Source organism: Rhodococcus sp. IEGM 1306, from assembly GCF_036541985.1.
In the GTDB taxonomy this organism is placed as follows: Bacteria; Actinomycetota; Actinomycetes; order Mycobacteriales; family Mycobacteriaceae; genus Rhodococcus_F; species Rhodococcus_F qingshengii.
Genome location: NZ_JAZHFF010000001.1, coordinates 939,437 through 954,116 on the forward strand (window position 1 = coordinate 939,437; position 14,680 = coordinate 954,116).

At 62.1% G+C, this 14,680-nt stretch carries 14 protein-coding genes; 11 read left to right on the forward strand and 3 right to left on the reverse strand.

Features of this window, described 5'->3' with window-relative positions:
* The first annotated feature begins 3 nt into the window (after window positions 1-3).
* From V3587_RS04665 to V3587_RS04695, 7 genes are all read left to right on the forward strand, one after another.
* Complete coding sequence (locus V3587_RS04665) at window positions 4-900, forward strand: branched-chain amino acid ABC transporter permease (protein WP_003940241.1); 897 nt, start codon at window positions 4-6, stop codon at window positions 898-900.
* Entirely contained in the window at window positions 897-1,985 is a 1,089-nt protein-coding gene (locus V3587_RS04670) for a branched-chain amino acid ABC transporter permease (RefSeq protein ID WP_021345215.1), read from the forward strand. Before V3587_RS04665 ends, V3587_RS04670 begins: the two co-directional genes overlap by 4 nt.
* Before the next feature lie 58 nt (window positions 1,986-2,043).
* Window positions 2,044-3,327 (forward strand): ABC transporter substrate-binding protein, encoded by a 1,284-nt coding sequence (locus V3587_RS04675; RefSeq protein WP_003939841.1) that lies wholly within the window; start codon window positions 2,044-2,046, stop codon window positions 3,325-3,327.
* Window positions 3,328-3,340: 13 nt separating this feature from the next.
* Entirely contained in the window at window positions 3,341-5,062 is a 1,722-nt protein-coding gene (locus V3587_RS04680) for a class I adenylate-forming enzyme family protein (RefSeq protein WP_030534908.1), read from the forward strand.
* Complete coding sequence (locus V3587_RS04685) at window positions 5,059-5,460, forward strand: nuclear transport factor 2 family protein (RefSeq protein ID WP_021345212.1); 402 nt, start codon at window positions 5,059-5,061, stop codon at window positions 5,458-5,460. The genes V3587_RS04680 and V3587_RS04685 overlap by 4 nt, the downstream gene beginning before the upstream one ends.
* Window positions 5,441-6,445, forward strand: a complete 1,005-nt coding sequence (locus V3587_RS04690; protein ID WP_228232790.1) for an LLM class F420-dependent oxidoreductase — start codon at window positions 5,441-5,443, stop codon at window positions 6,443-6,445. Before V3587_RS04685 ends, V3587_RS04690 begins: the two co-directional genes overlap by 20 nt.
* A gap of 65 nt (window positions 6,446-6,510) precedes the next feature.
* Window positions 6,511-7,311, forward strand: a complete 801-nt coding sequence (locus V3587_RS04695) for a crotonase/enoyl-CoA hydratase family protein (protein ID WP_283376172.1) — start codon at window positions 6,511-6,513, stop codon at window positions 7,309-7,311.
* Between the two features lie 46 nt (window positions 7,312-7,357).
* Here the strand turns inward: V3587_RS04695 and V3587_RS04700 are convergent, their stop codons facing one another.
* Window positions 7,358-8,659, reverse strand: a complete 1,302-nt coding sequence (locus V3587_RS04700; RefSeq protein WP_007727683.1) for an MFS transporter — start codon at window positions 8,657-8,659, stop codon at window positions 7,358-7,360.
* A 267-nt stretch (window positions 8,660-8,926) separates the two neighbouring features.
* A complete protein-coding gene (locus tag V3587_RS04705; RefSeq protein ID WP_003946405.1) occupies window positions 8,927-10,114 on the reverse strand; it encodes an ROK family transcriptional regulator in 1,188 nt (395 codons plus the stop codon).
* Between the two features lie 194 nt (window positions 10,115-10,308).
* On the opposite strand from V3587_RS04705, the gene V3587_RS04710 reads away from it, so the two are divergent.
* The 3 genes from V3587_RS04710 to xylB all read left to right on the forward strand — a co-directional run bounded on the left by V3587_RS04710 (window position 10,309) and on the right by xylB (window position 12,348).
* Complete coding sequence (locus tag V3587_RS04710; RefSeq protein WP_030534904.1) at window positions 10,309-10,539, forward strand: DUF3263 domain-containing protein; 231 nt, start codon at window positions 10,309-10,311, stop codon at window positions 10,537-10,539.
* Between the two features lie 69 nt (window positions 10,540-10,608).
* Window positions 10,609-10,926 carry a WhiB family transcriptional regulator gene (locus V3587_RS04715; protein ID WP_003946343.1) on the forward strand — a complete coding sequence of 106 codons (318 nt, stop codon included), beginning with the start codon at window positions 10,609-10,611 and terminating at the stop codon, window positions 10,924-10,926.
* Window positions 10,927-10,950: 24 nt separating this feature from the next.
* Window positions 10,951-12,348, forward strand: coding sequence for a xylulokinase (xylB, locus tag V3587_RS04720; protein ID WP_047272588.1), 1,398 nt, complete (start codon window positions 10,951-10,953; stop codon window positions 12,346-12,348).
* A gap of 7 nt (window positions 12,349-12,355) precedes the next feature.
* Here the strand turns inward: xylB and V3587_RS04725 are convergent, their stop codons facing one another.
* On the reverse strand, window positions 12,356-13,072 hold the full coding sequence (locus tag V3587_RS04725; protein ID WP_007727677.1) for an HAD family hydrolase: 717 nt from the start codon (window positions 13,070-13,072) through the stop codon (window positions 12,356-12,358).
* A gap of 142 nt (window positions 13,073-13,214) precedes the next feature.
* Between V3587_RS04725 and cycA the strand changes: the two genes are divergently transcribed.
* Entirely contained in the window at window positions 13,215-14,678 is a 1,464-nt protein-coding gene (cycA, locus tag V3587_RS04730) for a D-serine/D-alanine/glycine transporter (protein ID WP_003946351.1), read from the forward strand.
* The last annotated feature ends 2 nt before the right edge of the window (window positions 14,679-14,680 follow it).

Sequence of the window (14,680 nt, forward strand, 5' to 3'; positions counted from 1 at the left end):
ACGGTGACACTCTTTCTCGAACGACTCATCTCCGGATTGACCAACGGATCGATCTACGCAATTCTCGCGCTGGCACTCGTGGTGGTGTTCCGTGCCACCGGCACGATCAACTTCGCTCAGGGCGAGTTGGCCCTGTTCACAACCTTCGTGGCGTGGTGGCTCACAACGATGTCCTGGCCGATCTGGGCCGCGATCGGAGCGGCTCTCGCTCTCGGCTTCCTGCTCGGGGCGTTGATGGAGCGTCTGCTCATCCGGCCGGTTCAACGTAGAAGTGACATGGCAGTGCTGATAGTGGCACTGGGATTGTTCACCGGGCTCAACTCGTTGGCCGGAATGTTGTGGGGGAGCGAAACGAAGATCATGCCGAGCCCGTTTCCCAACGGTCCCACCGACTACATCTCGGTGGGCGGCGCGCGCGTGTACGGCGACGCACTGGGCGTACTGGTTGCGCTCGTTGTCCTACTTGTGTTGATGTCCTTGCTCTTTCGCAAGACGAGAGTCGGTCTGCACATGCGTGCCGTCGCGGACAATGCCGAATCTGCCACTCTCGCCGGAGTTCCGACCAGCCGGATACTCGCAATCGGCTGGGGTGTTGCGGCAGCGATCGGCGCACTGGCCGGTGTCCTGGTCACTCCGCTCTCGCCGCAACAACTCGGCCTCACGACCATGTTCCCGATCTTCATCGCAGCATCTGCGGCAGCGCTGTTCGGCGGTCTGGACAGTCTTGTCGGCGCAGTTGTGGGTGGGTTGACGATCGGTGTTCTGGAATCGATGCTCAGCGGCTACATTTCGGTCATCGGCGGTTCGCTGCAGCAGACATCCGCGCTACTGATCATCGTGGTGATCCTCTTCGTCAGACCCAATGGACTGTTCGGTACCAAGAAACTGGAGCGGGTATGACGACGCTTGCCGAGAGAAATGAACCCGCGGTCGCCGAAAAGGCAGTCAGGCGACCGCGCGTGGTGGTTGCCGGATCGACGTCGTACCGGATACTCCAACTGGTTCTGCTGGTGGCTGCCGTCTGTGCCCTGCTCCTCGTGTCGCAGAGCGCGCCGTTTCGCGTAGGGCAGTTCACGAGTGTCTTCATCATCGCGATTGCCATCGCCGGACTGAATATCGTCAGCGGGTACACCGGACTTCTGTCGATCGGCCATTCTGCCTTCTTCGGCCTCGGCGCGTACACGACCGGCGTTCTGATCGTCGATCGCGGATACTCGCCGTTGACCACAATCCCGATGGCAGTCGTATTGTGTTTCGTACTAGGACTTCTCGTCGGGCTTCCCTCCTTGCGGATCAAAGGGCTGTATCTGGCTCTCGTTACCCTCGCCGTCGCTGTGGCGTTTCCCGAAGTGATCCGCAAGACCGGGGATCTCACCGGTGGCGCGGCCGGCATGGTCGTTCGTGCGAATCTTCTGGTCCCGCCGAAATGGACGGGTTTGACCCGCGCGGACACCTATCTCTGGATCTTCTGGGTTTCGGTAGTGACGCTGGCAGTGGTCATGCTCCTGATCCGCAATCTCGTCAAGAGTCGATTCGGTCTGGCAATGGTTGCGGTGCGCGACAACGAGATTGCGGCGAGTGCGAACGGCATCAACGTCGCGCGGGTCAAGATTCTCGCTTTCGGACTTTCCGGTGCGATCACCGGTCTGGCAGGTTCGCTGTTCACGATGTACATCGGCGCGCTCTCACCCGAGTCCTTTTCGTTGATGAAGTCGATCGAGTTCATCACCGGACTGGTGTTGGGCGGAATCGCAACGCAATTCGGCCCGATCGTCGGGGCGACGGCAGTGGTGTTCCTGCCGTACTACACCGGAAGCGTCACCGACGGCCCCGTGTCGGGAGTGGTGTTCGGCGCGGTGCTGATCGCGATCGTGTTCTTGATGCCGGACGGAATCGTCGGCCGGATCAACAGCGTTCTCCGACGGTTTGTCCTCGTGGTTCCCGCAGACCATCCCAAGTATCGCGAAGGTGAACCCCGCACCTGAGCGCCGTCTCCCTCGCCCACTCTCGTTTCTCTCAACTCACAGCAAGGAACTGGACGATATGAAAAGGCAGACCACGATTCCCGCAGTCATCGCCGCTGCGGCACTACTCCTTTCGGCCTGCGGAGGTAACTCCGACGCAGAGAGCAACACGTCGACCTCGGCCGGAGCAGTATCGGTCGACGACTGCAGCGATCCCAGTGGTGCCGCGGCGCCGATCACCGACAAACTCACGGTGGGGTGGAGTGGGCCGACGTCCGGCCCGCTCGCCGACGCGGTCGGCAACGTGATCGAAGGAATGCGAGCACGGTTCGAGGTCGAGAACGCGGCCGGCGGCGTCGGCGGCGTCAAGCTCGACGTCGTGGTCAAGGACGATGCCTTCTCCCCGGAGCGCGCCAAAGCCAATGTCGGAGAGTTCATTCAGAAGGACAAGGTCGACGTTCTGGGCACGTTCGGAGCAGGCCAGTTGAACGCGATTGCGGACGACCAGACCACTGCCTGTGTTCCGCTGCTCTTCGCGCAGGCAGGCATGCCCGAGTTCCGGGTGATCGAAGACTTTCCGTGGACCACGGAGTATCTTCCGGATCCGGGCGTCGAGATGGAGGTAGTGGTCGAAAGCCTGAAGAAGAAGTATCCGAGCGGCGCCAAGGTTGCCTTGGCCACGAACCAGACCGAGTCCGGACAAGGGATCGCCAACGGCTTCAAGTCCGCGATCGAAGGAACGAACTTCGAGATCGCAGCCGAAGAGGCGCTGACCGACCCCAAGACGGCGGCATCGACCCTCAAGGCCAGTGGCGCCGAGGTATTGGTGGTGGCCGGTGTCACCACCGATTGCCTCGCGATCACTCAGGCGATCGGACGTGTCGGATGGAAGCCCGACACCGTGATTCAACCGTCGAACTGCGTCGACGGTGCGACGCTGTATGCGCCCGCCGGTGATGCTGCCGACGGGCAGCAGGTGATGGTGTGGCTCAAGGATCCCAACAACGCCCTCTACAAGGACGACGCGGCGGTACGTGACTACCTGGCCGGTGCGGCTGCTCACGGTGCCGATTCCCCGACCAACAGCTACACCGTGAACGGCTGGGCCATCGGTGACCTGTTGGTGGACAACTTCACTCGGGCCTCTGAGTCGTCTGACGGACTCTCACGCGCCAGCATCATGAGTGCCGCACGAACGCAGGACTACCACCCGCCGATGTTCATCGACGGAATCAAATTCACGATGACCGCGGACCATGCATTGGGAATCCTGGCATTCCAGCCGTTCGAGTGGAACGCCGCTACCCAGGCGTTCGAGAAGCAGGGCGACGTGATCGACATTTCCGGCCGTTACGAGAACTGAAACGAGTACGCGAATGAACAAGGCACACAGGGGATTGCATCCTCGCGTCAAGGTGGACGAATACACCTCGAAAGGGTGGTGGTCCGACGAGACGATCGATCAGGTGTTCCGGGCGCAGGTGCGGGTACGCGGTGACGAACTTGCCGTGGTTGATCCGGCGAACCGGAGCGAGTTGTCCGGCGGAGATCCGCGACGCCTCAGTTGGAACCAACTGGAGAGCGAAGTCATCGCGCTCGCTGCCGGCTTCTCCGAGGTGGGTTTGGGCCGGGGAGATGTTCTGGGCGTGCAGATGCCCAATACCGTCGAATTGGTCGAGGTCTACCTTGCAGCGTGGTCTCTGGGGATCGTGGTCTCACCCTTGCCCATGCAGTACCGCGAACGTGAAGTGGAAGGAATGGCAAACCAGGCGGCGTTTGCAGCATTTGTCACCGTACCCAGTTTTGGTGACAGACTCCCTGCTACGGAGATCGCTGCAATCAGATCCCGGATTCCCTCTCTGAGATCGGTGTTCGCCTACGCTCCCGCATCCGAGCTTCCGGCCCAGTTGCCCGCCGGTGTCGTGGGGCTGAGTCCTCGGGCGGCCACCGAAACACAGCGCAGTGAATTGGATGTACGAATCACCGAAGATCCCAACGACCCCAACGATGCGATGACGATCTGTTGGACCTCCGGGACCGAAAGCGAACCGAAGGGTGTCCCACGTTCGCACTACGAGTGGCTGGCCATCTGCTGGGCCACGATCGACGCTCCCGACATCGGAGTCGGCGACGTCTTGTTGAACCCGTTCCCGATGGTCAACATGGCCGGAATCAACGGAATGTTCCTGCCGTGGCTCCGCACGGGATGTGTACTGGTACAGCATCACCCGTTCGACCTTCGAGTATTCCTCGGGCAGATCGAGGCCGAGCGCGTGACGTACACGGTAGCGCCGCCTGCGCTGTTGTGGATGCTGCTCGCCGACGAGTCGATGCTCGCGGCGGTCGACCTGTCGAGCTTGACTCGGATCGGTTCGGGTTCGGTGCCACTGCAACCTCCGATGGTGCGGGGATGGCAGGAGCGATATGGAATCGGAGTCATCAACTTCTTCGGGTCCAACGAAGGCATCAGTCTGCTCTCCTCGCCTGCGGACATGCCGGATCCGGACGACCGCGCACGGTACTTCCCTCGTTTCGGTGTCGAGAACTTCCGCTGGAGCACCAGAATCTCGGACTGGATGGACGTTCGCTTGGTCGACGTGGTCACCGGCGAGGACATCACGGAAGTCGGGCACCCGGGTGAGTTGCGAATCAGCGGACCGACGGTCTTTGCCGGCTATCTCGGCGATCGGCCGTCTCCGTTCGACGAGCGCGGATTCCTCTGCACCGGAGACATCTTCGAGATTGCCGGTGATCACGGGCAGTTTCTCCGCTACCTGGACCGGGGGAAGGACCTCGTGATCCGCGGCGGAATGAACATCGCCCCAGCCGAACTGGAGGGATTGATCGCCGAGCATCCGGCCGTTGCGGACGTGGCCGTCATCGGCGACCCCGACGAAGTACTCGGTGAGCGCGTCGCAGCAGTGGTCACGCTGCGGCCCGAGACGGAACTCGAGCTGGACGCTCTGGTCGCGTTCCTGAAGGACAAGCGCATCGCGTCGTACAAACTTCCCGAGCGGCTGGAGATTCGGAAAGAACTGCCGCGCAATTCGACCGGAAAGATCCTCAAGCGTGAGCTTCGACAGAAGAGTGTGGCATGAGTGTGATGAACGACAGTGACAAGCTTGCGTTGGCGCGTGAGATGTTCCAGGCGTGGGACGTCATGGACTGGACACGCGTCGTCGACCTGTTCGCCGAAGACGGTGTGCTCCACAGCGTCATGCAGGAACCTCTTGTCGGCAAGGAGGCCGTTGCGGGCCGAATTGCGTTACTGGCAAGCAAGTGTGAACGGATCACACTGAAGATCGAGTCTCTCGGCGTGATCGACGGAAGGGTATTTGTGCAGCGAGTGGACGACTTCCACTTCGACGGTACCCATGGCGTCGTTCCTGTTGTCGGAATCCTCAGCATGGCAGACGGACGGATCACCGAGTGGCTCGAGTACTACGACCGTCCGACACTGTTGGAGGGAATGGGTCTTGTCTCCGACTTCGAGTAGAGGTTTGCCGACCATCGACATCTCCCTGGGGTTGTGGCAGGACCGTCCGCCGCGGGAGGTGACCACTACCGCGCGCCTCGCCGACAAACTGGGGTTCGGCCGAGTGTGGGTGGGGGAGATGGCGACGTACGACGCCTTTGCGCTGGCGACGTCGGTCGGCGTCGGCTTCGAGTACTCCGAACTGGTGGTCGGCCCACTCGCGGTGACGGTTCGTGATCCGGCGATGATCGCGATCGGGGCGGCGTCGGTGGCCGATCTCACCGGGCGCCACGTGTCGATCGCCTTGGGTACGTCCAGCACTGTCGTGGTCGAAAAATGGCATGGACGAAGCAGGTCCGGGGCAGCTCGGGCGCTCGCGGAGTCCGCCCGCGGTGTACGAGCGCTGATGGACGGTGAACGGGGCGAAGTCGCCGGAACGGTGATGCGGACCAGCGGATATCGGCTGCGACTTCAGCCGCCAGGTGGGCGGCTGATCGTTGCGGCATTCGGGGACAAGGCGCTTCGGGCCGCGGTGGAGTTGGGCGACGAACTGGTGCTCAATCTGGTCAGCCCGGAGCAAGCGGGGCGCCTGATCACACGGTGCAAGGAAATCGCTGCCGAGTTGGAAACCGGCATGCCTTTCGTGTCGGTGTGGGCACCGGCTGCCGTCGCCGAGAATGGACCGTCACAGGTGTCGATCGATCAACTTCGACGCGGGCTCGTACCGTATCTGGCTGCTCCGGGGTACTCGGACATGTTCGTCCGCGCGGGCTTCGCTGATGTGATCGAGGCAGCCAGGGCCGGGGCCGCGCCGCGCGAGCTCTTGAGCCAGGTCTCGGACGCGATGGTGGCAACGGTGGGAATCGTCGGGACTCCGGCCGATGCCCGCGAGCAACTCGAGGCGTACCGAGCGGCGGGAGTGGACTCCGTCGTGGCCGTGCCTTCATCCACTGATTCGGATCCTGCCGGCAAAGTGACCATGGAACTTCTTGCGGAGATGGCATGACGGACCCCCGACGAACTTACTCTCAGGTAAGTTCGTCGGGGGTATGTCTAACCGAAGGAGTAGCCGTGAGTGATCGCGTTCGTGTCGAGGTAGTGCAGTCGGTGGCGTACGTGATGCTCAGCCGACCGGAGAAACTCAACGGTCTCGATCTGGACATGCTCGACGCCCTGGTGGACGCCGCTCGAACTATCGAAGCTGATCGTTCGATCCGGGGCGTGATTCTTCAAGGCGCGGGTGACGCGTTCTCGGCCGGGTTGGACTTCGCCTCTGCGGGTAAGCAACCGAGGCGCATGGCGAAGGCCTTCGCGAAATTTCCCGGTCAGAAGACCAACCTCTTTCAACGCGCGTGCTGGGTGTGGCGCGAATTGCCCGTGCCGGTCATCGCGGTCGTTCACGGGCACTGCTTCGGTGGGGGACTGCAATTGGCGCTCGCCGCAGACTTTCGATTCACCACCCCCGATTGCACGTTCTCGGTGATGGAGGCGAAGTGGGGATTGATCCCCGACATGACCGGAACGGTCACGATGCGCGAACTCGCGGCAATGGACGTCGTGAAACGCCTCGCCATGACTGCTGAACTGTTCGACGGAAATCAGGCTCTCGAGTGGGGGTTCGTGAGCGGAGTCAGCGACAATCCGATCAAGCCGGCGCAGGAACTGCTGTCGCAGATCGCGGTTCGCTCGCCGGACGCCGTCGCAGCGACGAAGACGTTGCTGCACAAGACCTGGAACCGCTCGCCTCGCGGCGCGTTCTGGATCGAATCGCGGATCCAACTGGCGCTGATGCGAGGCAAGAACCACAAGATCGTGCGCACAGCGAATGCTGCGAAGAAGTTGCCGGAGTTCGCCTTTCGAAAGTTCGGCTGACAAACTCCGGCATCGCGACGCCGTTGGGCGTCCACATTCAGGTCGATTACACCATCAGGTCTCGTCCTGATCGATCCTTGATGAGCATCGTGGCGACGAACGAGACCGCGGCCAGCAGGGCGAGGTAGATCGAGATGGCAAGGGTGCCACCGGTCTTGCCGAGGAGCCACTGTGCGACGGTGGGAGCAAAGGCGCCGCCGAAGATGGTGCCTACCGCGTAGGAGATCGACGCACCGCTGTAACGGATCGAAGCCGGGAACAGTTCGGCGAACAACGCGGGTTGAGGTCCGTACGACAGCCCGAGTCCGACCGAGAACAGGATCATCGCCACGTAGATCCAGCCGAGATTCCCGGTGTCGATGAGGAGGAAGAACGGCACCGCGAAGAGGACCATTGCGAGGTTGCCCACGTTCATCACCGTGGTGCGGCCGCGTCGATCCGACCAGTAGGCGCCGATCATGGTGAAAACGCCCCACGTGACGGCACTTGCGAGCGTGGCAATCAGTAGTTCGGTCTTACCCAGGCCATAGGTCTTGGTTGCGTACGCGACGATGAATCCGCCGATCACCATGTAGCCGTTGCCGTTTGTGCCGATGAAGGACAGCGCCGCGAGTACGACCTGCTTCGGGTGTTTCTTGAACAGAGTTCGGATAGGCGTGTTGCTCTCGGTGCGGCGTTCCTTGAGTTCGGCGAATACGGGTGACTCGCTGACCTTGCTTCGAATGTAGAAGCCGACGCCGATCAACACGACGCTGAGCAGGAACGGCACCCGCCATCCCCAGGTGGTGAACTGTTCGTCCGTGAGGGTGAACGTGCACAGTGCCAAAACGCCGGTGGCGAGCAACATTCCGAGCGGTACTCCCATCTGTACGAACGCTCCGAAGAATCCTCGACGCTTGGTGGGTGCGTGTTCGACGGCAAGAAGAGCGGCCCCGCCCCATTCGCCGCCCGTCGAGAATCCTTGGACGACGCGAAGCAGGATCAACAGGATCGGTGCCCAGATTCCGATCGATGCATACGTCGGCAGCACGCCGATGAGAACCGTCGCGGCACCCATCATCGCCAACGTCGCGACCAGGACACGTTTGCGGCCGAGCCTGTCGCCGAGATAGCCGGCCACGATGGCACCGAGAGGACGGAAGACAAAGCTGATGCCGACCGTGACGTAGGAGACGATCTGGCCTGCCGAGCCCATCGGCTTGAAGAACAGGTCGGCAAAGATCAGGGCTGCAGCTTGGGCGTAGATGAAGAAGTCGTACCACTCGACGGTGGTGCCGACCATCGACGCCATCGCGGCGCGGTCGTATTCCTTCGCGGCGGGCTTGGTGCCAGTTCTGGTTGTGGTCATCGAGTTACTTTCTGCCAGTCACGTGGTTCACCGACACGGTGAAACTGCGAAGTCGGAACAGGGGAGAAACGCTGTTCGATCTGCGACGTTGCCGGTGTGCTCGGTGCATGCTTTTGGCTGACTCGGAGCGTTCCTGCGCGATCTCATCGTCGATATCGACAACCGAATGATCGGTAGGTAATGAATTATGCAGAAGTGTGAGCGTCAACACAAGCGATGCCGGAAAAGTCTGATTGTTTGATGCGGAGCGTGCGAGAAGTCAGCGACTCACGTGTGGAGTGACGCCGCGATCCGCAGATCGATTTCCCTGGCGCTGAGCAGATGGTCGAGGACGAGAACCGCACAACCGAGGATGCCGGATTGTGCGCCGTGGCTGACCGAAGCGATCTGAAGCTTTCGGGTGGCAAGCGCCGTTGCGTTGCCGTAGACGGACTCCCGAAGCCCGGCGAGGAAGAGTTCGTCCGCCTCGGCCATGTCGCCGCCGATGATCAGGACCTCGGGATTGAGGAGATTGACCGCGCCGGAAATGACGTCGCCGATCAGTCGGCCGCTGCTTCTGATGAGCCGGCGGGCTTCGCTGTCGCCGTCCAGGGCGAGGCGGACGACATCACGCACGTGACCGACGCTTCGGCCCTGATCTCGGAGGGCGTGCACGAGAGCCCAACCGCTGGCGACAGTTTCGACGCAGCCGACGTCGCCGCAGCGACACTTCATGCCCCGCGCTGCAGCGGTTTTGGTATGCCCGATCTCGCCGGACGCTCCGAGTGAACCGCGTTGGAGGACTCCGCCCATGACGATTCCTGCGCCGAGGCCGGTTGACGCCTTGATCATCAGGAGGTTGGGCGCACTCTCGCGTCGCTCGCTCAATTCGGCCAGAGCCATCACGTTGGCATCGTTGTCCGCGAACAGCGGAGCCGTGGTCACCGATGCCAGATAGGGGGCAAGCGCGACTCCGTCCCACCCCGCCATCATCGGAGAGTCGAGGCTTGCTCCCGCGGCGACGTCGACCGTTCCGGGAATGCTCAGTCCGATTCCGATGACCTCGGTAGACGCGCGGTGGACCTGGGCCAGTAGTGACGAAAGATGCTCGGCAATTTCGGGCATCAGTTCGTCGGGGCCGACCCCGACCGACTTGTCGATGTCTTCTGCCGCGAGGATCGTGCCCGCCAGGTCGGTGACGGCAAGTTGTGCCCGCGATCGACCGATTGCCACGACGAGAACCACGCCGGACGAGTTCGCGAACGTGAGAGTGGACGGCGGCCGACCGCCTGTCGACGGGCCCTCGTCGTCATCGGCAATCAAACCAAGCGATTGAAGTGCTGCAACCCTGGCCGATACCGCCGTCCTGGACAGGCCGGTGAGCTTCCCGATCTCGCTGCGCGTGGTTGCGGAACCGCTGCGTATCAGCGTGAATACCTCTCCCGCAGTAGCCGGAGTCGTGGACGGTCGGGTCATTGTCCTATTCAAGCATTCCTCGTCGGTAACTTCAGCGTGCGAAAGTTCGCATACTTTGTCCACAAAAAGACGTAAGTAGGTCTTGTGAAAAAGCAGAAGTAGGCATAGTCTGTGTCTTGACTCACTGCCACGGGCGTCCGAGGAGACGAGTCGCAGTTTCTGTGAAGCAGGGCGCACAAACAGGGGAGAACCTGATGAGCCGCACCGATACACAAGAGATCGTCGAGTTCGCACGTAAGTGGCAGCAGTTCGACGGTGGACCTGACGAAGAGATCTTTGTAACCTTCGGCCTCGCCCCGGACGAGTATTTCCGCAGGCTGCAGGCAATTCTCGACGACGGCGTCGTAGCGCTGACTCCGCCGGTCACCGGCGAACTCGCAACGGTCTGTGCACATCGACTCGGCCAATCGGTCAGGCGTCGATAAGTCCGACCCGGCGTCAGCCCAGAGTCACCCGAATCCGTGTCACCCGAGTAAGGAATTGAGGTCGCCATCATGCACAAGCACCTTCCGATGCCGTACCCGACCGCCGAAGTGTGGGACTGGCAGCTGCAGGGAGCGTGCCGCGGGCACGATTCCGCGGTGTACTTCCATCCGGACGGCGAGCGTGGACACGCCCGCGAGAACCGTGAACGCAACGCCAAGAAGGTCTGCGCGACGTGCCCTGTACTCCAGCAGTGCCGCGAACACGCACTCTCCGTCCACGAGCCGTACGGCATCTGGGGTGGAATGACGGAGACCGAGCGCGCAGAATATGTGCGATCGCTGCGTAAGCGCAGCAACCGGATGCCCGCGGTCGCCAACGCGAGCTGACGGTCCTTCGGAAAGGACGCCAGTGTGACCCTCGTAGCCGGTATCGATTCGTCTACCCAGTCGTGCAAAGTCATTGTCCGTGATGCCGATTCGGGAGAGCTGGTACGAGAAGGGCGGGCGGCGCACCCCGTCGGTACCGAGATAGATCCGGCATGCTGGCTCGAGGCGATGGACAGTGCAATCGCCGCGGCGGGTGGGCTCGGCGACGTCGCAGCCGTATCGGTCGGAGCTCAACAGCACGGCATGGTGTGTCTGGACAGTGGCGGCGAGGTTGTCAGACCGGCGTTGCTGTGGAACGACACTCGGTCGGCGAAGGCTGCGACCGATCTGGTCGAAGAGTTCGGCGGACCCAAGGCGTGGGCCGACGCAGTTGGTGTAGTTCCGGTCGCCGCGGTCACGGCAAGCAAGCTTCGATGGCTGGCAGATCACGAACCCGGCAATGCCGATCGCACTGCCGCGGTGTGTCTTCCGCATGACTGGTTGTCCTGGAAGTTGGGTGGGTCCGGCTCGATCGAGGAGCTTGTTACCGACGCGGGCGACGCCAGTGGAACCGGCTATTATGCTGCCTCGACGCGCGAATATCGTAAAGATTTGCTGGCGTTGGCATTTCGCGGTCGAACCCCGCATGTTCCCCGAGTTGCATCGCCGAACGAAAAGATCGGAAGTACACGTTCCGGAGGTATTGTCGGGCCTGGCACCGGTGACAATGCCGCAGCCGCACTGGGTTTGGGAGCAGTTCCCGGTGACGTGATCATCTCGATCGGAACATCCGGCGTCGTCTCGGCTGTATCGGCCACCCCCACGCACGATCCCGGCGGGAACGTGGCAGGATTCGCGGACGCAACCGGCCTGCACTTGCCGCTGGTGTGCACTCTCAACGGCGCGCGCATTCTTGATGCGACGGCGTCCATTCTCGGTGTCGATCACGCCGAACTGTCGCGGTTGGCGTCGACGGCGCCCCTCGGAAACGACGGGCTGGTCATGATTCCGTACTTCGAGGGTGAACGGACGCCCAACCGCCCTGACGCCACGGGGGCCATGCACGGATTCCGGCTGCAGAACTCGACGCCTGCGCACTTTGCACGAGCCGCAATCGAAGGGCTCCTGTGCGGCTTGGCCGACGGCGTCGACGACCTGGTTCGTCAAGGCGTCGAGGTGAAGCGAGTTCTCCTCGTGGGAGGCGGAGCGAAGTCGCGCGCTCTCTGTGAGATCGCGCCGGCAATTCTCGGAGTGCCGGTCGTGATCCCTGCTCCGGGTGAGTACGTCGCCGAAGGGGCATGCAGGCAAGCAGCATGGGCACTGTCCGGGGACACGCAGCCGCCGGTGTGGCCGAAACCGGAAGAGCGACGATTCGACGCCGAACCAGCTCCCCACGTGCGCGAGCGCTACGCGTCGTTGCGCGAACTCACCGAAGGTGTCTGAGCGCTCCCTACAGAAGCCCGAACTTCCGCACTGCGTCGAGTAGCGCGTGCGGGCGTTCGGTCGTCGGCAGGGGATCGACGAGTGCGAACTGGCAACCGACGTCACGGGCAGCGCCGTCGGCGATGTCGCTGTCACCGACCATCAGAGTCTGCGCCGCATCCACATCGAGTTGTGCGAGGGCGTACTCGAAGATCGCCGGTTCGGGCTTGACTGCACCCACCTCGAACGAGAGAACGAACTCGTCGACCCAGACGTCCCAGCCGCGGTCGGCGAACGCCGGACGGATGTCGAAGGCGATGTTGCTCAAGACGGCAGTGCGTATGCCCTTCTCCGACAGTGACTTCAGGACCTCGCCGGTATCCGGGTACGGCGACCACTGATCCGGATCGACCAGCAGGGCGTAGAAAGCTTCGGCCCGAACCGGATCGGGCACCCCGGACTTACTCAACACGTCGAGGTAAGCCTGACGATGCAACTTCGGATCCCGGTCGCGGTTCTCCCACGCGTAGATCCCCGCTTCGTCCATCTCCACGGTTCTGCCCACCGGCGCGGTCATCCGACGCATCAGCTCGGCTTGAGCGTGCACGTCGAGCGGATCGCCTTGGTGATCGACGAGGTGCTCGGTCCAATCGTCGCTCTCCTCCAAACGGAAGAGGGTTCCGGAGAAATCGAACAGCGTCGCGGCGATATGTCCGTCTTGATGGGCCGTGCTGTCAGTGTTCACCTCGACAGGTTATCGGCGTCCGCTTTCCGATGCGTGATGTGAGCCAGTGCACGCGTACTTTGAGAGAGCACATTTTCCGAGGTTCCCCCGACGGGCACGATTTCGATGCCCCGGATGAACCGTATGACGAGGGGGATCCTCCGTGTCCGACCACGCGAATACACCAGACCTGACGAAGCCGTCCGGCGAAGACCCCCACCTCTCACGTCAGCTGTCCAACCGGCATATCCAGCTGATCGCCATCGGTGGTGCCATCGGCACCGGACTGTTCATGGGATCGGGCAAGACGATCTCGCTCGCCGGGCCCTCCGTGATCTTCGTGTACATGATCATCGGATTCATGCTCTTCTTCGTCATGCGGGCGATGGGGGAGCTGCTGCTCTCGAACATGGCGTACAAGTCGTTCTCCGACTTCGCCGCGGATCTGCTGGGCCCCTGGGCGGGATTCTTCACCGGCTGGACCTACTGGTTCTGCTGGATCGTCACCGGCATCGCGGACGTCATCGCGATTTCCGGGTACTTCAAGTACTGGTGGCCAGGGCTCGCGGCGTGGATTCCTGCTTTGCTGACGATCGCGGCGCTGTTGCTCCTCAATCTCCCGACCGTTCGCGCTTTCGGTGAAACCGAGTTCTGGTTCGCGCTGATCAAGATCATCGCCATCGTCAGCCTGATCGTCGTCGGCATCGTCATGGTCGTCTCCGGGTTCACGGCGCCGAACGGTGCCACCTCGGGTATCGACAATCTCTGGAACGACGGCGGGATGTTCCCGACCGGATTCATGGGCTTCGTCGCCGGCTTCCAGATCGCCGTGTTCGCCTTCGTGGGTATCGAGCTCGTCGGTACGACGGCAGCCGAGGCGAAGGACCCGGAGAAGAACCTGCCGAAGGCCATCAACTCCATCCCCATTCGTGTCCTGCTGTTCTACGTCGTTGCACTGACCGTGATCATCGCGGTGACTCCGTGGCGTGAAATCAGCGCAGACAAGAGTCCGTTCGTCGCCATGTTCACACTCGCCGGCCTCGGCATCGCTGCTTCTGTCATCAACTTCGTCGTGCTGACCTCCGCTGCATCTTCGGCCAACTCGGGTATCTACTCCACCTCGCGCATGGTGTTCGGCCTTGCGCAGGAAGGCGACGCACCGAGGGCCCTCGGCAAGCTGAACTCACGCAAGGTCCCCGCGAACGCCCTGATGTTCTCGTGCATCTTCCTGCTGGCTTCGTTGATCCTGCTGTTCTCGGGCGATTCCGTGATCGAGGCCTTCACCGTCGTCACGACCATTTCGGCGCTGCTGTTCATGTTCGTATGGACGATCATCCTGGCGAGCTACATGGTGTACCGGAAGCGTCGTCCGCACCTGCACGAGGCGTCGAAGTTCAAGATGCCCGGCGGCATCGTGATGTGCTGGGTCGTGCTCGCGTTCTTCGTCTTCATTCTCTGGGCACTGACAACCAAGGACGACACCCTGCAGGCACTTCTCGTCACGCCGATCTGGTTCGTGGTTCTGGGCATCGCGTGGGCGATCATCCGGCGTCGACCCGCTCACCGGGCACGATACGACGCATTCAAGTCAGAACTGGACGCCAGCCGACAGAACGGCGACAAATAGTT